This window comes from Acinetobacter sp. VT 511, assembly GCF_001077515.1.
Lineage (GTDB): Bacteria > Pseudomonadota > Gammaproteobacteria > Pseudomonadales > Moraxellaceae > Acinetobacter > Acinetobacter schindleri.
Genome location: NZ_LFRE01000059.1, coordinates 148,995 through 168,730, shown reverse-complemented (window position 1 = coordinate 168,730; position 19,736 = coordinate 148,995). Strand labels below are relative to the sequence as shown.

General features: G+C 41.7%; 24 protein-coding genes. 9 read left to right on the top strand and 15 right to left on the bottom strand.

Annotated features, from left to right (window positions below):
• Positions 1–47: 47 nt before the first annotated feature.
• The 3 genes from ACS72_RS07985 to truB form a co-directional block, all read right to left on the bottom strand.
• The gene (locus ACS72_RS07985) at positions 48–515 is read right to left on the bottom strand and encodes a hemerythrin domain-containing protein (RefSeq protein ID WP_004809925.1); all 468 of its coding nucleotides are present in this window, start codon (positions 513–515) and stop codon (positions 48–50) included.
• A gap of 127 nt (positions 516–642) precedes the next feature.
• Entirely contained in the window at positions 643–1,410 is a 768-nt protein-coding gene (locus ACS72_RS07980) for a TSUP family transporter (RefSeq protein ID WP_048881789.1), read from the bottom strand.
• A gap of 22 nt (positions 1,411–1,432) precedes the next feature.
• Positions 1,433–2,338 carry a tRNA pseudouridine(55) synthase TruB gene (truB, locus tag ACS72_RS07975; RefSeq protein WP_048881788.1) on the bottom strand — a complete coding sequence of 302 codons (906 nt, stop codon included), beginning with the start codon at positions 2,336–2,338 and terminating at the stop codon, positions 1,433–1,435.
• A gap of 156 nt (positions 2,339–2,494) precedes the next feature.
• Between truB and ACS72_RS07970 the strand changes: the two genes are divergently transcribed.
• The 7 genes from ACS72_RS07970 (at position 2,495) to ACS72_RS18695 (ending at position 7,202) form a co-directional block, all read left to right on the top strand.
• Positions 2,495–3,526 carry a lipase secretion chaperone gene (locus tag ACS72_RS07970; RefSeq protein WP_048881787.1) on the top strand — a complete coding sequence of 344 codons (1,032 nt, stop codon included), beginning with the start codon at positions 2,495–2,497 and terminating at the stop codon, positions 3,524–3,526.
• Positions 3,527–3,922: 396 nt separating this feature from the next.
• Positions 3,923–4,933 carry a triacylglycerol lipase gene (locus tag ACS72_RS07965; RefSeq protein ID WP_048881786.1) on the top strand — a complete coding sequence of 337 codons (1,011 nt, stop codon included), beginning with the start codon at positions 3,923–3,925 and terminating at the stop codon, positions 4,931–4,933.
• A 267-nt stretch (positions 4,934–5,200) separates the two neighbouring features.
• On the top strand, positions 5,201–6,169 hold the full coding sequence (locus tag ACS72_RS07960; protein ID WP_048881785.1) for a triacylglycerol lipase: 969 nt from the start codon (positions 5,201–5,203) through the stop codon (positions 6,167–6,169).
• Positions 6,170–6,238: 69 nt separating this feature from the next.
• Positions 6,239–6,436 carry a hypothetical protein gene (locus ACS72_RS07955; RefSeq protein WP_048881784.1) on the top strand — a complete coding sequence of 66 codons (198 nt, stop codon included), beginning with the start codon at positions 6,239–6,241 and terminating at the stop codon, positions 6,434–6,436.
• A gap of 43 nt (positions 6,437–6,479) precedes the next feature.
• Positions 6,480–6,695: a hypothetical protein gene (locus ACS72_RS17380; RefSeq protein ID WP_249888268.1), complete on the top strand. Its 216-nt coding sequence runs from the start codon at positions 6,480–6,482 to the stop codon at positions 6,693–6,695.
• 4 nt (positions 6,696–6,699) lie between these two features.
• A complete protein-coding gene (locus ACS72_RS18700) occupies positions 6,700–6,966 on the top strand; it encodes a hypothetical protein (RefSeq protein WP_048881783.1) in 267 nt (88 codons plus the stop codon).
• A gap of 11 nt (positions 6,967–6,977) precedes the next feature.
• The gene (locus ACS72_RS18695) at positions 6,978–7,202 is read left to right on the top strand and encodes a hypothetical protein (protein WP_048881782.1); all 225 of its coding nucleotides are present in this window, start codon (positions 6,978–6,980) and stop codon (positions 7,200–7,202) included.
• Between the two features lie 66 nt (positions 7,203–7,268).
• Here ACS72_RS18695 and rplS read toward each other — a convergent pair whose 3' ends face one another.
• The 12 genes from rplS to ispH all read right to left on the bottom strand — a co-directional run bounded on the left by rplS (position 7,269) and on the right by ispH (position 18,455).
• Positions 7,269–7,640: a 50S ribosomal protein L19 gene (rplS, locus tag ACS72_RS07940; RefSeq protein WP_004787066.1), complete on the bottom strand. Its 372-nt coding sequence runs from the start codon at positions 7,638–7,640 to the stop codon at positions 7,269–7,271.
• A gap of 174 nt (positions 7,641–7,814) precedes the next feature.
• Complete coding sequence (gene trmD, locus ACS72_RS07935) at positions 7,815–8,564, bottom strand: tRNA (guanosine(37)-N1)-methyltransferase TrmD (RefSeq protein WP_048881781.1); 750 nt, start codon at positions 8,562–8,564, stop codon at positions 7,815–7,817.
• A gap of 42 nt (positions 8,565–8,606) precedes the next feature.
• The gene (gene rimM / locus ACS72_RS07930) at positions 8,607–9,155 is read right to left on the bottom strand and encodes a ribosome maturation factor RimM (RefSeq protein ID WP_048881780.1); all 549 of its coding nucleotides are present in this window, start codon (positions 9,153–9,155) and stop codon (positions 8,607–8,609) included.
• An 18-nt stretch (positions 9,156–9,173) separates the two neighbouring features.
• Complete coding sequence (gene rpsP / locus ACS72_RS07925) at positions 9,174–9,431, bottom strand: 30S ribosomal protein S16 (RefSeq protein ID WP_005013161.1); 258 nt, start codon at positions 9,429–9,431, stop codon at positions 9,174–9,176.
• 143 nt (positions 9,432–9,574) lie between these two features.
• Entirely contained in the window at positions 9,575–10,042 is a 468-nt protein-coding gene (locus ACS72_RS07920) for a type IV pilin protein (RefSeq protein WP_048881779.1), read from the bottom strand.
• Positions 10,036–10,551 carry a type IV pilin protein gene (locus ACS72_RS07915; RefSeq protein WP_048881849.1) on the bottom strand — a complete coding sequence of 172 codons (516 nt, stop codon included), beginning with the start codon at positions 10,549–10,551 and terminating at the stop codon, positions 10,036–10,038. The genes ACS72_RS07920 and ACS72_RS07915 overlap by 7 nt, the downstream gene beginning before the upstream one ends.
• A 10-nt stretch (positions 10,552–10,561) precedes the next feature.
• Positions 10,562–14,626: a PilC/PilY family type IV pilus protein gene (locus ACS72_RS07910; RefSeq protein ID WP_048881778.1), complete on the bottom strand. Its 4,065-nt coding sequence runs from the start codon at positions 14,624–14,626 to the stop codon at positions 10,562–10,564.
• Between the two features lie 10 nt (positions 14,627–14,636).
• The gene (locus tag ACS72_RS07905) at positions 14,637–15,383 is read right to left on the bottom strand and encodes a PilX N-terminal domain-containing pilus assembly protein (protein WP_048881777.1); all 747 of its coding nucleotides are present in this window, start codon (positions 15,381–15,383) and stop codon (positions 14,637–14,639) included.
• Positions 15,380–16,333, bottom strand: a complete 954-nt coding sequence (locus tag ACS72_RS07900) for a PilW family protein (RefSeq protein WP_053215401.1) — start codon at positions 16,331–16,333, stop codon at positions 15,380–15,382. Before ACS72_RS07900 ends, ACS72_RS07905 begins: the two co-directional genes overlap by 4 nt.
• Before the next feature lie 2 nt (positions 16,334–16,335).
• Positions 16,336–16,830 carry a type IV pilus modification protein PilV gene (gene pilV, locus ACS72_RS07895; RefSeq protein ID WP_048881848.1) on the bottom strand — a complete coding sequence of 165 codons (495 nt, stop codon included), beginning with the start codon at positions 16,828–16,830 and terminating at the stop codon, positions 16,336–16,338.
• Positions 16,830–17,342 carry a Tfp pilus assembly protein FimT/FimU gene (locus tag ACS72_RS07890; protein WP_048881775.1) on the bottom strand — a complete coding sequence of 171 codons (513 nt, stop codon included), beginning with the start codon at positions 17,340–17,342 and terminating at the stop codon, positions 16,830–16,832. The genes pilV and ACS72_RS07890 overlap by 1 nt, the downstream gene beginning before the upstream one ends.
• A 162-nt stretch (positions 17,343–17,504) precedes the next feature.
• Positions 17,505–18,455 carry a 4-hydroxy-3-methylbut-2-enyl diphosphate reductase gene (gene ispH / locus ACS72_RS07885; protein ID WP_048881774.1) on the bottom strand — a complete coding sequence of 317 codons (951 nt, stop codon included), beginning with the start codon at positions 18,453–18,455 and terminating at the stop codon, positions 17,505–17,507.
• A 134-nt stretch (positions 18,456–18,589) separates the two neighbouring features.
• On the opposite strand from ispH, the gene gmk reads away from it, so the two are divergent.
• Positions 18,590–19,213, top strand: a complete 624-nt coding sequence (gene gmk / locus ACS72_RS07880) for a guanylate kinase (RefSeq protein ID WP_004896246.1) — start codon at positions 18,590–18,592, stop codon at positions 19,211–19,213.
• A gap of 74 nt (positions 19,214–19,287) precedes the next feature.
• Positions 19,288–19,569: a DNA-directed RNA polymerase subunit omega gene (gene rpoZ, locus ACS72_RS07875; RefSeq protein WP_004896248.1), complete on the top strand. Its 282-nt coding sequence runs from the start codon at positions 19,288–19,290 to the stop codon at positions 19,567–19,569.
• Positions 19,570–19,736: the final 167 nt, after the last annotated feature.

The window sequence follows — 19,736 nt, the reverse complement described above, 5'->3', positions numbered from 1 at the left end:
GGCTGTTCAGCCATCTTTTTTTGCAATATAGTTTTTGAATTTAAAACTTAACTTTGTACCAGCATGTCTTTTTTCATGTCTTTATAACGCTGATATTCATTCTTGTACTGCACAGCTAAAGCGGTCTTTTGCTCTTCTCCAAGAATTTTACCTGCCTGCTGAAAGAAGCCATGTTCTTCTTCTTTTAAGTGATGATGAACCTTTTCTGAAAGTCTTTTGGCAATCGCAATCCAGCCCGGATTACTAAATTCGGTTGCAGTCAGCTCTTCAATCATCTCATCCATTTCATGATGTTCTGCCAAGGCATGACGGGTAATATTCAATCCCGAATCAGTCATCATCAATGGAATATAGAAATAGCGGTCTTCTGCGGTTTCATGGGCAAAGAGTTCGTTTTTAAGTTGCTTGAACAACTCACGGCGTTCTGCCGTATCCCCGGAAGTTTGTAATAATTTTTCAGCGAGATCACGCTGAATTTCATGACTTTCCCTGAGTGCTTCAAAAATGGTGGTCATGTAATTTTTCTCCTGTTTTTGTCATGCCTTTTTGCATCATAAAGAGGAAATGGCTTGGATTCAGGAGGTTTTATAAGTAGAAATTGTATAAAAAACTTTAATATCGAGAATGGTTTACATCTATTTTTTAAATCAAAAACATCTGATAGGCCATCCGGCAGATTAGTAAACTGACCAGTATGAGAAACAGAATCCGGATAAAACCACTGCCATATTTAAAGGCCAGTTTCACCCCAACAATCGAGCCTGCAATATTCGCCACCGCCATCATGGCACCAACCATAAACAGCACATGACCTGTTGGAATAAAGAAACTCAGTGCAGCCAGATTCGTAGTGAAATTGGCAATTTTCGAAAGTGCTGACGCATGTAAAAAATCCACGCTCAGATAACGGATAAAGAAAAATATAAAGAAACTGCCCGTGCCCGGACCAAAAATTCCGTCATAAAACCCGATCATCAAGCTACCAATGGCAGCGAACATCAGCATTTTCCGTGTCAATTTTTGCTCGACATGTACCCGGCCGAACTGTTTTTCCATGAAAGTATAGACCGCGATCACGATCAGCATGACCAGCACAAAAGGCTTGAGAATATCGACCGGAATTAGCGTGACACTGGCCGCGCCAGCAAAAGAACTGATATAGCTACATAAGGCAACCACGCCGAGCAAAGCCCACGGCAATTTTACCTGTCGCAAATAGGAAAGTGCCGCAGAGGCTGTGCCGAAAATGGAAGCCAGCTTATTGGTGCCGAACACGGTCGCTGGCTGCAGATGCGGTAGGCTGCTCATAATCGCTGGAATCTGGATCAGACCACCACCACCGACGGCGGCATCAATTGCCCCTGCCATAAAGGCAAAGCCAATCAGACTGATGATGATCTCGATGTCCATATCAACTTTCTCTTAATATCTACTAGAGATTTAACACACGCTTCGGCACCAGACGCTTACGATCGGTAATTTCTGCCAAGCCCAGACATTTCTCACCCTCAAATACCAGCACTTGTGGCTCTGCCGGATGGTCAATATTACTTTCCATACCATGGCTAAAATATTCAGCACGGCCTTCTGGGGCTTGAACCTGCGGAAAATGCTGCACTGGCGCATAAGCCGGTAGCAATAAAGCTTCACGCTCTTCTTCGCTCAGGCTTTCCAGATATTCAATGGTATAACTTGGAATGATGTCAAAATGACCCGTTTGCGTACGATGCAAATAAGTCAGATGACCATAAGTACCCAATGCCTTGGCAATATCTTCACCCAGTACACGGATATACGTGCCTTTAGAACAGGTCACGTCCAGCGTGATGCTATTTTCAGTAAAAGATAAAAGTTCGATGGCATAAATGGTAATTGGACGCGCTTCACGCTCAATTTCAATACCTTTACGCGCCAGCTCATACAACGGACGACCTTCTTTTTTAAGCGCTGAATACATCGGTGGTACTTGCTGGATTTCCCCAACAAATTGGGCAATCGTATCCTTGATTAGCTGTTCATTCAGTTCAGGAACAGCTTGTTCAAGCAGGATTTCCCCCTCGACATCACCGGTAATCGTGCTATGACCTAGAAAAATAGTCGTTTGATAACGTTTGGTGGAATCCAGCAGATAATGCGAAAACTTGGTCGCTTCTCCCAGACAGACTGGCAATAAACCAGATGCCAATGGATCCAGCGCACCTGTGTGTCCGGCTTTTTGCGCACGATACAGCCAGCGTACTTTTTGCAGTGCAGCATTTGAGCTGATGCCTAGAGGCTTATTTAACAGGAACACACCGCTGATATGACGACGCTGAATTTTAGGAGATGAAGATTTCATGGCAAAAAATCAGACAATTTTTAAGTTGGCGCAATGGTAAAACCCTGGTCAATGTTTTACAACTTTTCTATGCTATTCAATCTGTATTTATGGCATATTGAGCCGATTCATTTCTTGATAATAATTGAAGAAAAACAAAATAAAGGTGCATAGGACATGCAGAAATATAAAATATGGATCATTGTTGCTTTAGTGATCCTGTGTCTGGTCACGCTGTTACTGTGGCTTTCCCCTCAGGATGAAAAGCAGACTTCGAATGAACCAGATAGCGCTCAGCCAGCCATACTAGATAGGGAAGCAAACGCCCTGAATGTCAGTGCCCAGAACAATACTTTTTTTGCCAGTGCCAGCCAGCAGGATACCGAAATCAACTGTCAGATGCAGCTGGATAGCAGTAATCGCCTGATCGTGAATGAACAGACCCGCAACTGTTTTGAATATTTCATTACGCAGTACGGTGAAAAAACTATTGAACAGATTCAGCAGGACTTTAAGACCTATATTTCTCAGAACCACAAAGAGCCTGCCCTGTCCCAGATTCTGGATCTGTGGGATCGTTATATGCAGTATCGTCAAAGTCTTGGTGAAATAACCCCACCTGCCGGTCTGAATCAGGAAGATCCTGCCTATTACCGCAGTATCTATACCAGCACCCAGAATCTGCGTAAACGATTTTTCTCTAATTATGAAATTGAAGGACTGTTTGGTACCGAAGATACTTATCATGAATATACGCTGGACCGTATGGCAGTTCTGGCAGATAAGAACTTAAGTGAAACTGAAAAAGCACAGAAACTGAAAGAACTATTTCAGCAGTTACCGGAAGATTGGCAGGAAAATCTGGAGCAGTTAAATAAATTAGAAGATTTACGTAAACTGACCGCAGATATTAAAGCGCGTGGTGGCTCGACTGAAGAAATCCGCCAGATGCGTTTAAATCTGGTTGGTCCTGAAGCCACACAACGTCTGGAAAATCTGGATAGTAAACGCACGAGCTGGAAGTCCAGTGTGACCAGCTATTTAAATGAGCGTGATAGCATCATGCAAAGCGGCCTGAATGACAGTGCCAAGCAAAAAGCAGTTCAAGAGCTTCGTGCGCAGCATTTCAAAAAACCGGAAGAGCGCCTACGTGTAGAAACTTTTGAACAGGTACATGATCAGGGAGGTAAGCTACCCTTCGCAGATTAAGCCTGAAAGCCATCACCTGTTGATGGCTTTTTTATCACTGCCATTTGGACAATTTTGTACTTGGACTTAAAGGAGCTACTTCTCTGATTGTTTCAAAATATTTTCTTTTACATAAATTTACTTAAGCAAATTATAAATATTTCAAAGACTTTTTATTTAAATACATGTGTATATAAAACATACACTTAAAATTAAACTTCCTTCTGTCAAACATGTCCCCAAATGACATGGTTTTAGACAGCTAAAATGAAAAAATACCGCTACTTACAAAGAAAAATGGCTCAGCCACTCAAGGCTAAGACCGTATTTTATTTTAAAACGTCTGATGGTGTGGGCTACATCACTCTAGAAAAGCAATGATTGCTTGAATAACGATAAAATTAAAAAGGGACGGTTATGCGTACTTTCAACAAGACAGCACAGTTACTGACTGTGACTTTAGCAGCGGCTTTGGGCTTAAGCTTTGCTGCACAAACCCAGGCAGCGGCAAGTGCCACACAAGTCATCGAAAAGACCAAGTCCGATTATGCCAAAACCAAATATCCGATCTTGATGGTACATGGCTGGCTAGGCTGGTCACGCATTGGTACCGATAGTATCGGACTGGATTACTGGTATCAGATTCTGCCGGATATGGCTCGTAATGGTTCGACCGTATTTGCTGCACAATTGTCTCCGGCAAATACCACGATGCATCGCGGTGAACAACTGATTCATCAGGTTGAAGATGTTCTGGCCATTACCGGCAAGAAAAAACTGAACTTGATTGGTCATTCCCATGGTGGGCCGACGGTACTCTATGTTGCAGCGACCCAACCGCAGTATATCGCTTCGATTACCGGCGTGGCAGGCACCTATCACGGTTCCAAAGTCGCAGATGATATCCAGAACAATAGCCTGAACCGTACCGCCTTCAACATTCTAGGTGATTATATTGTTGGACCTTTGATTGCACTCGGTCAGTTGAAGCCGGAACTGGAAATTGATTTTGATGCTTCCATGAAATCTCTGACCCAGACCGGATCTAATACCTTTAATGCCACCGTGGCACAGCAAATGGTGAAAGATGGTGTACTGGCTTCCACCGAAAACTGTAATAAAAATTTAAAACAGCAAGACAGTAAAGGCATTCATTACTATTCCTGGACAGGCGTAGCCCAAGCCACCAATGCTCTGGATATTGATACGATCCTGATGCAGTTAGGTCCTTTATCGTATGGCAATAAAGACAATGATGGCATGGTGTCACGTTGTAGCGCGTTCATGGGTAAAGTCATCCATGACCAGTACAAACTTAACCATACTGATCTGGCCAATATGATGTTTGGCCTGAAAGGAATGTTTGCACCTGATCCAGTTGCTCTCTATCGCCAGCACGCCAACCGACTCAAATTACAGGGCTTATAACGCGAGTGCCTATATTTCCAGTGAAATATAGGCTTTTTTTTCTGATTCTTTTTTTATTTGGCTTACCATGATCTAAAAGCTGTAATGGAAAAATAATAGATCACTTAAGTTTTTGCTGTGGGTTTCCCGATTGGCTGACCCTTATTTTTTAATCAAGCACCACCTTTATAGCCGTAACAGCATAGAAAACTGAGTTCCTGCGATAAGGGAACTTTGCACAACGGGATGAGGATCATCCGGTTAAAACAACAAAGTGAGGAAAATATAATGAAATGTAGAGTACTAATCACTGGTCTGCTGCTGGCGGGTTCATGTCTCAGCACTCAGGCATCCACCCAAGCCAGTCAGGTCACTGCAAAAGCCAGTTCCAGCTATGCGAAAACCAAATATCCAATTGTTTTTGCACATGGCATGGCGGGCTTTATTCAGATCGGTACCGATCAGTTTGGCTTAGATTACTGGTACCAGATTCTGCCAGATCTGGCGCGTAACGGTGCCAATGTCTGGGCAACCCGTGTTTCACCATTCAATTCTTCCGAAATCCGCGGTGAACAACTTCAACATCAAGTTGAAGAAATTCTGGCGATTACCGGTGCAGAAAAAGTCAACTTGATTGGTCATTCTCACGGCGGTCCAACCATTCGCTATGTCGCAGGTGTAGCACCGGCTCTGGTTGCTTCTCTAACTTCAGTCGGCGCACCACATAAAGGTTCTCCTGTTGCAGACCTGATCCTGCAAGCAGAAGGAACACCTGTACAAGGTCCTTTAGTGGAGGGAATCAATCTGGTATCTAAAGCCATTACTTGGGCACAAGGTCTGGATCCAAACAGTTTCCCACATGACTCTCTGGCGGGTGGTAGCAGTCTAACCCTGGCAGGCTCTGCGAAATTTAATCAGAAATATCCAATTGGTATGCCAACTACAGCTTGTGGTGAAGGTGCCTATCAACAGAAAGGCATTTACAACTATTCATTCACAGGTGTTGGTCAAGTCACGAACCTGCTTGATCCTGATTCAGCACTTAAAGTCACTGCCCTGCTCATTGATGGTGGCAAAGAAAATGATGGGCTGGTATCACGCTGTAACGCCAAGTTCGGTAAAACCATTCGTGATAATTACAACTGGAACCATCTAGATGAAGTGAATATGGTGCTTGGCTTGAAAAACCTGTTTGCTCCAGATCCGGTGGATGTTTACCGTCAACATGCCAACCGGTTAAAACTACAAGGCTTATAAAGCAATTTGTATGATCAGCCCTAGTCAACATGAGTAGGGCTTTTTCATATCTTCTTAAAATGGAACTTTATGAAACTTAATATTGCATTGATGCTATTAGCCATGACATCAACCTTGAATGTTCAAGCCAATATCTCTCATCTCCAACAAGCAGAAACAAAATTTATCATATCAAGCTATGCAAAAACCCAATATCCGATTGTCTTTGCACATGGACTTCTCGGCTTTAATCGCTTAGCAACAGAAAATTTAGAAATGGATTATTGATATCAAATCCTGCCTGATTTGGCACGAAATGGTTCCACCGCTTTTGCAATACGTATGTCCCCATTTAAGCGAATTACGTGGCGAGCAATATGTGGCTCAACTTCATAAAGTCCTAGCCATTAGAAGTACGAAAAAACTCAATTTAATTGGGCATAGTCATGGTGCACATGCGGTACGTTATGCTGCGGGTGTGATGTCTAAGCAAATTGCATCGGTACTAATGGTAGGGTGTCAATCAAGGCACGGTTGTCGCATCTGATGTTATGAAAATAGCGAATAGCACAGGCACTGCTGAACTACTAAATGTACTAATTAATACCTTCGGAAATGTACTGCTGTGGGCACAAGGGCTAGATGGACAAACGTTCCCATACAGCGCATTGGCAGCCGGTCATAGCACTTCTATGGAAGGAACAGCCGAATTTAACCAGCGTTTTAATACGGGACCATTCTTAAAGAAATGTGGTGAAGGAAAATATCAAGAGCACTATATTCAATCACCGGTAATCAGCCTGCAACCAATGCTTTAGATATAAGTGATGTGGTTATCAAAGCCTTAAATAGATTATCTGCCTATAAGGAAGGTGCCAATGAGGGCATCGTATCGATGTGTATTACAAAATTTGGTAAAACTATCCATGATGATTATCCATGGAATCATTTAGATGAAATTAACCTGATGTTTGGCATCAAAGGGACTTTTGCACTGGATCCTGTCAATGTCTACCGCCAACATGCCAACCGTTTAAAACTGCAAGGTTTATAAACCTAAAATTCAGACATAAAAAATGCGCCGAAAGGCGCATTTTTTTGCTTGGAAGCAAGGCTAAAATTAACCTTGTTTACGAGCTGGCAACTTTTCACGAATACGTGCAGCTTTACCAGAAAGTTCACGTAGGTAGTAAAGTTTAGCACGACGAACATCACCACGACGTTTCACTTCAATCTTAGCAACGATTGGAGAGTGAGTTTGGAATACACGCTCAACGCCAACACCGCTAGAAATTTTACGTACTGTGAACGCAGAGTTCAGACCACGGTTTTTCTTAGCGATTACAACGCCTTCAAACGCCTGTAAACGTTCACGGTCGCCTTCTTTTACTTTTACTTGGACAACTACTGTGTCACCTGGTGCAAAAGCTGGGATGTCTTGTTTAAGCTGAGCATTTTCAACAGCTTGAACTAAAGGATGCTTACCGCTCATGGGGTATCTCCAATATTGTGGGTCAGAAGAGGTCTGAGATCCACTGGGGCTAGAGGCTAAAGCGCATAGACCCGATTGACTTTCCCTTTATGCTTGACCGCTTCAATGCATAAAGAGTCTATTTAAGTGTGGCAAAAAAGCGAAGCTTCTTGCCTTTTGCGCTCGGAGAATAAATTAAGATCTATTTCCTTGCAAATCTTTTAGCCATTTTTTTTGTTGCTTTGTCAGTTCGACTTGTTCGACCAATTCAGGTCGACGTTCAAGCGTACGCTGATAACGCTGCAAAAAACGCCATTTTTCAATATTGGCATGATGTCCCGATTTTAAAACGTCTGGCACATCCATACCCTCAAAATGGTCTGGCTTGGTATATTGTGGGCAATCTAAAAGACCATCCACAAATGAGTCTTGCACATGGGATTGTTCATCCGACATCGCACCCGGAAGTCTCCGGATAATACTGTCCAATAAAACCATCGCAGGGAGTTCACCACCCGACAACACGTAATCTCCAATCGACCATTCCTGATCAACATATTTCCGGATCAAACGCTCATCAACACCTTCATAACGTCCGCACAATACGATCAGTCCGTCATATTTAACGAAATCCTGTACAGCAGGTTCATTTAAGGTTTTCCCTTGTGGTGACATATATACCACAGGAACATGAACTGCACCCGCTTGCACTGCAAGCTCTTTGGCACGATGAATTGCTTTCGCTAATGGCTCAGCCATCATCACCATACCGGGACCACCACCAAATGGACGTTCATCCACCCGTTTGTAATTCCCTTCAGCAAATTCGCGTGGATTGATGCAATGAATTTGCATCAAATCACGTTTTGCTGCGCGCCCGCTAATACCGTAGGCTGTAATCGCTTCAAACATTTCAGGAAAAAGCGTAATGACTGCAAAGAACACCGCAGACTCCTCATTTTCCTGCTGCGTTAATCCTGTTAAAGATTAATAATCTACGCCCCAATTTACGTAGATACGACCAGCTTCGAGATCAACGCGTTGTACCACATCTTTATGCCATGGAATCATTCGCTCTTCGCCATCAACGCTATCAGCAGTAGCGCGAACTACCATCACGTCGTTGGCACCTGTTTCAAACATTTCGTGGATTTGACCGAGATTGACTTCCTGTTCATCATCATCCAAACCTAATACGATTAAGCCTTTCAAATCTGACCAGTAATACTCGTCCACGCCTGGTTGAGGCAGTTGCGATTTTGAAATCCAGACATTTGCACCAACCAATTCGTCCGCCCCAGTGCGGTCAACCACACCTTTCAGCGAAACAACCAAGCCTTTGCCATGCGGTTTCCAACGTTTTACATCAACAATTTGCCAACCTGCTTTGGTCTCAATGTACCAAGGCAGATAGTCAAATATGTTGCTCATAGGTTCTGTATTGGAATAGACCCAGAGCCACCCATTTAATCCATATGCTGAACGTAGCTGTCCAATCTGAATACGATCTTCGGGAACATTCTGTGTTGGTGTCATGGGCTAGCTACTACCGTATTAAACAGCAGCTGCAGCTTTTTTAGCTTGAGCAGCTAAAGAAGCAACACGATCAGAAGGCTGCGCGCCTTGAGATACCCAGTGAGCAAAACGGTCAGCATCCAAACGAAGTTTTTCTGCTTTACCTTGAGCTGTAGGGTTGAAGAAACCGATACGTTCGATGAAACGACCGTCACGTGCATTACGGCTATCAGTCACAATGATTTGATAGAACGGACGTTTTTTAGCACCACCGCGTGCAAGACGAATAACAACCATGATAGAACCTTATAGTTTTTACGGATTATCCTTGTACCGACCATCGATACAGCTCAAACCCCTTTCATAGAGGGCAATATTTTACGCGAAGTTTGCCCTGAATGAAAGATCAAAAATTGGTTGGCTACAATTTTAGGTTTGGATTAGCGGCCGTCCCAATTTGAATTTACTGCTAAAGCACTACCACAGGCACTGGCAGTCGCTGTTACTTTTGACCAGTAACGTTGACCAGTATCATCCAAACAACTTACCCCATCATTCTTCTGACTTCCTGTGGGTGAAGGTATAGCACTTAGCACCCAGCTTGTTGCTGCTGTATTAAAACTTAAATTAAGTGTATACAAACCATTTTGAGATAAAGGAGTAGCTGAAGAAAAGCCTAGCTTAGTTAAATCAATCGCAGTTGTTGGATTAATCTTATAGTTAAAATTAGTTGACTTGTATTGTTGCAATCTACTTGCTATGTCAATTAACTCGGCCTGTACCTCAGTCCGCTTTGTTTTTCTTACATGCTCCTGATAAGAAGGAAAAGCTACTGCTGCAAGAATAGCGATAACAGCTACCACTAACATCAGTTCAATAAGAGTAAATCCCAACTTGTTTCTTACCACGTATTCACTCCTCCTGTGCCACACCCTGTATAAGATACATTTGCTCTAGTCTGATTTTTACACTGGATTCCTGTACTCGTCATAAGAAAGGTAAAATTATTCGGATCTTGGCTTTCTGCTTTAATAGCCCATCTTTGTCCTAAAGCGGTAGTATTAGTTAAAAGTTTAGTAGTATCTGTACCATCTCGAACAGAAACAATATATTTAACTGCGGTTCCTGAACTATTTAATGGCAGGTTTAGCTGCGCATTAGTTGTACTATAACCAATTAAATTTCCACTATTATCTTTATACAAATAGCTAGGATCAAAACCTAAATAGCTGAAATTTTTACCTTTATGACGCTCCAACTGCTCCGCTAGCTTTTGTATTTCCTGCTGGGCTTGACCAGCGATTGCCTTTCGGGTATGAGTCTGATAGCTCGGGATTGCAATCATGGCAAGAATAGCCACAATTGCAACCACCACCATTAATTCAATTAATGTAAATCCTTGTTGCGGCATACGCATAGTCCAATGATTATTGTGCATATTTTTCATACCAACGATTTGGAATAAAACGTAAGGAACCACCCGTTTCTAGGAACTTTTCATTTGTTCCACATGCTGTACCTTTACATGGGCTACAGTTAGGTCCCGAGCAAACATCATTTGGATCAGGTACCACCAGACTCCGTTTATTTGGATCACTATCTGTGCTACCTACATTTAGATTTACAATGCCTGATCCTAAATTATAAGTGTAATTCGCATCCTGCTTACATACACCCGTTGGCAGACATAAACGTTGTGTAAAACTATGTCCTTTTACCCCTGCACCGCAGCTTGAAGTAGTACCATTATTAGATGCGTCGTATTGAGTAACATATAGGCTACCCTCTAAAGCAATTGGAGTAGTTAAACCTTTAATAATGTTTGCTGCTGCTTCACTATTATCAAACTTTTTATTAAACACATAATACCAGCCTCCCCATCCACTATTTCTATTGACTGTGGTTGAAGACGTAGCATTATTGACATATCTTAGCTGGGTAGGGACTGGACTGGTAGCAGAGCTACTCGCCAATGTTCTTGCTTCCATATTTGAAGTTGGATAACGTCCTTCAGCAGTACTTGGATAAACATCATAATCATAGATCGCATAGGCGGCATCGTATTGTAAACCTAGAGGATCTTTCTTCTGTGCCGAATCTACTGTACCTACCAATGGCGAACTCTGATTACCAGACACAAAGGTAGCAACTACAATATTTCCGCCATAAATAGCATTACTACCTGCGCTATAGTGAGCCGTGAAGGCTGGCATCGTATAAAAACGCGGACTCGTACCATTATTTTGATTCAGATTTAAAATCCTGTTAGCTTGTGCAGTAAATGTCGTCGCACCATCATTCTTGAAATCCACCCTAAACGCTTGTCCCGCAAGATCACCAAAATATAAATGGTCAATCACCCCATCATTATTACGGTCTACAGTACGGATTTGACTTACAATACTGTACTTTAAATGTTCATTAGTGCCAGAGTCTGCGTTCCACAACAAGTCACCAGTATCAGCATCAAATATATAAACGCCAGCGCCAATTTTATTATTTTGAACATAGTTATAAGTTTCATAACCTGCATAACCTGTACGGATACCTTGAATTTTCAAACCATCTCCATCAGCTCCGCCCGCATCGTACCCCCCTCCGACAATCATGACGAATTTACGTTTACCTTGCCAGTTAATATAGCCAAGGCTTGGTTTAGACCAGCTCTGGCCCATTTTACTTAATGCACTAAAAGACTTACCGGCAGGATTTTTTTGCGAATATACTTTGCCTGTGCTTGGATCAATATGGAATTTAATTTTTGGACTATTAATATCGGTCAGATCCAGGGCGTAATAGCTACGTCCACCCATTCTCATGCCGCCATATACCCATTGCTTACCACTTAGATTTTCTGTATTCCCATCCAAATCAGTACGAGAAGAACCTTTTACCGTTAATGTTCCATCACTTTTACTGACATACTCAGTATGTGCTGTCCATTCACCATCTATACCGTAATACAGAGCATCTTTCCCCCCTGCCAGATTTCCACCTTCATTTTTAAACGTCTCTGACTGGTTTTCTATAATTTCTTTAGGCACAAAAGAAAACTTTTCTATACCAGATTCTGCATTTACTACGTGCACTAGACCTTGAGTAGTACCAAACAGGACATAATCTTCACGATTTTCACTTCCGATACTAACTTTACCCGTATTAGGGTCTTTCACGGCTACCGCTTTACCTTGCTGCGTAATCAGGATAGGTCGGGAATGTAGAACACTTCCCATTTGTCTTACGGTAGCTGTATAGGTAGAAAGATCCAGATCATTTGTAGAAATATCACTCGGAATATTAAAACCAAGTAAGCTCATCAATGCTCTTGAATAAGTACCATCTGTTTTAGTCTTCGCATTAGTTGTATAAGTGTAATCAATTTTGACTAGATCTAAATTACGAGAAACTTGCTCAGCTACCGGTTTAGTTCCATCATAACTATAGTCAGTTAAAAGAGTTCTCGCAGTTACTGTATTACCCGCTGTATTAGTCCCGAGCCCCAAAGGAAGCTGACTTAAAGCCCCGCCCTTTTTAAATATTGGTGCATTCTCTGGATAACTAATCCCAGCTTTGGCCCAGATATCCGCTAAATCTTGCAATTTACTTTTTTTCACCACCACGGTTAAATCGCTAGGCGTTTTACTTGCATAAACTCCATTGTTCACTACATGGAATTTTTTCAAATTACCAAACCAGATCTGCTGACGGTCTACCGGATTCACTTTTGGCTCAAACTGAGGGAAATAAGAATAAGGTTGTACAATCGCAGGATTCAAATCATCCAATGGAATCGTTGATGAACCGGTACTCATAGATGGAATATCTTTATTCAGCTCTTCAACAAATTTATTAATACTGTCTGAAATATCTTTAGAGTTAGAACCAGCTTTCCAGCCACCGCCACCCAGTATTCCCCAATCTTTAGCATCTTGCACATCAGGATTGCTATCCCCACTAAAATCGCTACCAAACCCTACAACAGCAGTTTTAATTTTTAAACCGACCGGATTTTTTGCAGGATCTAGTAAAGCTTGTGCATATTTACCAACACATGCCCATCCATTTCTGGAATCCATGTAACCGCTACGATTTCCCAAAGGACTTACAGAGCAATCAAATTGAGTTCCTTTATTCCCCAAGGACGTTGACATTAAAGTATAGGCTGTACCGCTTTTACCATCCCAGCCCATCGCTGTACCACCAGGCTGCGGTTCACCATCAGTCAAGAAATAAATCCCTTGACCGCTGCATTCTCGTTTTTCTGGATTATTAACTTGGCCGCTAATGGATTGAGGTGCCAAATAAGTACGAGTCTTACTCGTATCTTTTGCATCTCCTACTGATAGGCTAAAACCACTATAAGTACTGTTGCTTGTAGCCTGCCCCATTAAATATGCTGCAGCTTCTGAATAAGCATAAGGTGTAGGTGTACCACCACTTGCCTTGAGATCTTTAATCGTTTCTAGCAGCAAGTCACGCTGGGTCACATTTTTAGTGACATAACGGACTTTTTCTACGGGACGAGTTTTAATGACTGTTTCATAAACAGGTACTTCACGTGTACCTTCCTTATTTCTCTCATAAAAAATTACGCAATCATTGTTATTACCAGCTGTACAGGTAGTAGTAGGAAGAGTATCACTAAATCCTGAAGGACGTGTTTCGGTACGTGTCCCCCATGAGCAGGTATTATTAGTCCAGGTACAGGTTTGATAATAAGTTCTTTTGACATTAGATCCTCCCCAGCAGAAACCAAAAATACAGGTTTGATTCTCTAGTCGTGTTTCCGAATATCTTGTCCACCGTGGCAAGTCATAATAATATTTTTCTTGCGTCGTCCCCGTTTGAACCCTTTCCTCATATTCTTCTTGATCAATATAGGTTTCTGCTACTTGGTAAGAACGGATTACTTCACTCAAAGGACGTGCAGGCACACGGATATAACCATTATCTCCAGCAAAGGTAGATAGGCCTAACACGATTTTATCACTCACCCGAGGTACAGTAGGAGTGCCCTGTAAGATTTCTCTCAACCCATCTTTTAAACGGGTCAAACGATCGTAACAACGATAGTTACCGTTTGCTTGTTTTTCACAACCCGTTTGAGGATCCTTGACTTTAGAACTAGCTGCACTAGCAGAAACTGGACAATAATAACGTGAATAAAGAGGGGTTGTTGTTGTATCTTCTACTACACTACTTCTTGATCCTACACATACACCATAATCATCCTGGATACTCATGGACGTATTACTGTATCCTGCCCCATACCCCATACTGCCTGACAAGTCGAGCATCAGCATTAAAGTCGTACTACCCACACTATCTTCAGGCACTTTATAAATTTCGATGTCGCTTGCATAACTCATAGGGAGCGCAGCACATAATAAAGCAGTTAATACTGTAGAGATTCCCGCTACTTTAAATTTAGAGACAATCGTTTTTCGGAAAAATGGTGTCATATTCACTTGTTTTTTTATATATTTCATCATTAGCATTCCTTTACGATGTTCCTTTTACAGGTCTTAGGGTGTATTGCATTTCCTGATCGCTATAAGGCACATTATGATCCTTTAAACACTCTGCTACCGTCTTATTGGCGGCCAAAGAATCATAAAAACTTGTGTAATTGGATAAGCAGTTTTGGATATCTGTTGCAGAGCTTTCACTTAAATTTGGAATAATAGAAATAACGTTGACTGCCACTTTCTGGATCTGTTGAGTTTTTGATAGCTGGGCATCATCTCCTTCTAACAAGTGCTCCCAATCCAGACCAGAACTATCCGCTCGAATGCCCACTCGCGTCATTACTGCTGAACGGCCACTAATGAAGTCTGATTTACGAGAAATTTTGCAAAAGCCGATATTTCCCAGTTGAGAATTTTTAATTTGACTACCTTCCCAATAGACAGCACTTGCATTCCGGCTCCCCTCCAGAGTATTCGCATCCCCCCCACGAATACAGAATACAAGTTCTTTATCCTTATTTTCCGGTCTTAATACATAAGCCAGCATTCCATCCCCAATCCTCATATTGGTTAGCGCAAAATCATCAGAAGTCTGATTTTCCAAGCTAAAAAATATGGCATCAGAGGCTTGCTGAAGCAGGGCCTGTGCCTGCGTATTCGTAGCAATATTTAAGGAGGTTAAGCTTCCTCTGATTGCCCAGGTTCCCACTAAAGTTAATAGGATGAGCATAACCAGAACTACAATTAAAGTAGCTCCTCGCTGTATAGATAAAGCTTTCATTGAGGATTCTCCTGAATACCAAATCCATTTCTCAGTGCTACTGTTTGGGTAACTACTTGCCTCATATACAAATTATTTTTATTGTCAGCAATTAAAGGCTTATTAATATCAAAAATTTGATAGTTTTTATTTGGGTCAACAGCACTATTATTCCCCACACTATCTGGTGAACGCACCAGCATCCCTAATTGAAGAGATACAATCTGAGGTTTAGTTGCCAAAGCTAAATAATTAGGAATACTAATGTAGCCAAAACGATCCAGTACCCCATCTTGGCCTGCAACTGCTGGTGATTTGGTAGCATCAACAGTGTCACTGGCGACACCTAATAAAATGTGTAAATGGTCGACTCGAGGAATAATGACCTCACCGTTCCCATTTAAGTTATCAAGTTTAAGATCATTATCACCAGAATAGCTGGTAGCTTTACAGGCTAATGCTAAAGCAGCATTTGGATCATTATTTACCTTGCTATCTGCTCTTAAAAAATAACGTTCGACTACATATACATTTCTAGCAATTTCAGTACCTTCACAGTCATATTTATTATTAATAGTATTGCGATACTGGATCACCAGTTGATCGCTTTTTAATCCCTGTAAATTTGAAGGTCCGATATTTCCTGCTGTCATGAGGTTATTACTCGCATCAGCTCCAGTGATCTTAAACGTTGAATTGGTACTAAGATTAGCCCTATCTAAGACAATCCCCCCATGTAATATCGAGGGATCCATAATCGGTTTACCTGAGTTTAAATTCGCTAGACGTATATTGCGCAACATATATTCCAGGCCAAAACTGGCACTATTCTGCAAATTAGCTGCGCCTTGTTGTATAGCCATATTTTTTTGAGCGGTAATATAAAGTTGTATAGCTGCGGCTGTAATAAGTAATCCCAGCACAAGGGAAATCATGAGTTCGATAAGTGTAAAGCCAGATTGTGGTTTCATCCTTAATATGCCTCCATTACTAGGCATTGTGCGCCAGCTTTATATACTCCATTAGCCATACATGTAGAAATATCATCTTTTGTAATGGCTGTTTTTCCCCATGCAATATAAATACAGGTGCGACTGCTTCCTTCACACTGCTTCATCACAATCGTCTGCCCCAAACTTTCTGCCTTGCTTAAAATCTGTGTCGCATCATATTTGGCTATTTTTTGGCCATCACATGCAGGTACATAGGTAGAGCTACTTCCTAAACAGCCTGTTTCTGACTGTTTGGTGTTGATAGCAGTTACATAATGATTTAAAGCTAAACGATTAATGCGCATACGATCGGTCAAATCGCGAGCCACTGTCATGGCCATTGTTCGGTCAGTTGCTTCCGTCATCGCCTGAAGTGCACGGAGCTGCAATACCGAGAAACCGACTACTCCTACAGCTAAAATAAAAAGTGCTACCAATACTTCCATTAGTCCAACGCCATATTGTGATTTGATCATCAACATGCCCCTGCTTTATTTTCAATTTTTTCAATCACGCCTGTTCTAGAAATACTGATTTCCTTTGAGGTAGCCAATTTCGTACTGCATACTGTAAAAACGAGTGGAACTACTTGATCAATTTTCTTAGGATTAGTAGTGTTATTTTCAGGTAAAAGTGGATTAAAGCTAGGATTATCAATTTGCTTGTTTCTTTTAGTGACTAAGCCTATGGGCTGGAATACCACATCTGTTGTATCACTGGTAAGCCTTATATCACTATATTTAGAGGTCCAATAAAAAGTAGTTGCATCATTAGTGCCACTGGTAAATTTTATAGTTACCTGTTTACGCAGTGCAGCAGATTGAGCACGAGCTTGACCGAATAAATATGCAAGCTCTTTAGCAGTATTATTTAACTGTTGTTTTTTTATAGCATTTCCAAAAGAAGGAGCTGCCATTATCGCAACAATCGACACCACCGCAATTGTCACCATCAGCTCAATTAATGTAAATCCTTTTACTTTTTGCATCCTGCCCTCAAACCAGCGAAACTTTACCTCATTAAAAATAGTATCTAATTAGATTACAAAACCCACACAAATAGAGATGAATGGCATAAAAAAACAGATAACTGCAAAAATCAGTTATCTGTTTTTTTTAAATTACAAATCAGGTGATAAGTGCGCCACATCTTAAGCTTGAGTGACTGGAATACGTAACTCTTTGGGTAGGCTAAATGTAATATTCTCTTCTCGTCCATCCAACTCTTTAGGCGCTTGTGCACCCCACTCCTGTAAACGCTGAATGACTTGTTTAATCAGAATTTCCGGTGCAGATGCTCCTGCTGTTACCCCAATCTGGACATTTCCTGCAAACCATTCCTGCTTTAGCTCATCGGCATTATCGACCAGGTAAGCAGCTTTACCCATGCGTTCAGCGAGCTCACGTAAACGGTTTGAATTTGAAGAGTTTGGAGAACCTACTACTAGAACCACATCACAACGTTCAGCCAAGTCGCGCACTGCATCCTGACGGTTTTGCGTGGCGTAGCAAATATCGTCTTTACGTGGGCCTTGAATCAGCGGAAATTTCTGGCGAAGAGCATCAATCACTTTCGCCGTATCGTCAATTGATAAAGTGGTTTGCGTGACAAAAGCTACTTTTTCAGGATTGCGTACCGTTAAAGCAGCCACATCTTCTTCATCTTCAACCAGATAAATCTCACCACCATTTTTTTTGTCATATTGCCCCATGGTGCCTTCAACTTCTGGATGTCCTTCATGACCAATCAGGATCGCTTCAACCCCTTCACGAGCATATTTGGTCACTTCAATATGCACCTTGGTTACCAAGGGGCAAGTGGCATCAAAAACTTTCAGACCACGGCGTTCAGCCTCTTGCTGGACTGCTTTAGAAACGCCATGTGCACTAAAAATCACAATATTATCATCAGGAACTTCATCCAGTTCATCAACAAAAATTGCACCGCGCTGGCGTAAGTCATCTACAACAAATTTGTTATGCACGACTTCATGACGCACATAGATCGGTGGATTGAAACATTCTAAGGCACGATTCACGATCGCAATGGCACGATCCACACCGGCACAGAAACCACGCGGGTTGGCTAAAACAATTTCCATAGAATCCTCAATACTCACTCAATTTATGCTGCAACAATTGAAATAAATGTAAAACAATCGACGTACAACTATTTAGTTTAAAGTCGCTCTACTCTAAAATAGAGAAGATATTTTATCATATCAGGAAAAATATCATGTCGGGTCTCTTGTTTGTCGTTTCTGCTGCGTCTGGAACAGGCAAAACATCCCTCGTTAAAGCATTACTTGAACGTGTCAATAATCTTCATGTTTCTGTTTCTCATACGACACGCGGTCAACGACCTGGCGAACTCGATGGTGTGCATTATCACTTCTCTACCAAAGAAGATTTTCTCAATCTAGTCAATGAAGGTGGCTTTATTGAATATGCTGAAGTCTTTGGTAACTATTATGGTACTGCGCAAGCGACTGTAAAGGAACAACTGGCTAAAGGTCATGATGTCCTGCTCGAGATTGACTGGCAGGGTGCACAGCAGGTCCGTCGCTTATTTCCTGAATCTAAACAAATTTTCATTTTGCCGCCGAGTCAGTTTGACTTGCGTCAACGTCTATCTAACCGCGGTACAGATTCTGTTGACGTGATTGAGCATCGTTTGAGCTGTGCGGTAGAAGATATGCAGCAATATGTGAACTTTGATTATGTCATTATCAATGATGACTTCAACAAAGCGCTGCATGATCTGGAAGCCGTGATTATTGCCAACCGATTGGCACTTCATCAGCAAGCTAATCGTCATGAAAAACTGATTCAGGCTTTAATTACGCCAAGCGAAGAGTGATTAAAACTTGAGTCTACAGGCAAAGCCTTTTATACTTCGCAGTCTGTTAAAATATTATTCAAACGAGAATTCTTATGGCACGCGTAACCGTTGAAGATTGTTTAGACCATGTAGACAACCGCTTTGAGCTTGTACTAGTGGCAAGCAAACGCGCGCGTCAATTGGCACGTCAAGGCATTGAACCAACTGTAGAATGGGACAATGACAAGCCAACCGTTGTTGCTCTACGTGAAATTGCAGTAGGTCATGTATCTAAAGACATCCTGAAGCAACGTGACCAGGACTACCAGACTTCTAGTCTAGACCTTGCACTTTCAGCAAATAACCTGAATCTGGACGGTTTTTCTTTCCAATAAGAAACCCTTCCTATAAAAAGCCTAGTTTTCAACTAGGCTTTTTTTGTTTTGTGACTTTTATATTCTGTCTAGAACGGTTATAACATAAGGTCGAGTTATCAAGTTTATGCGGTTTTTCCGTGAATAGAAACGGAATAAATTGACAAACTTTGCGATTTGCTTTTCAT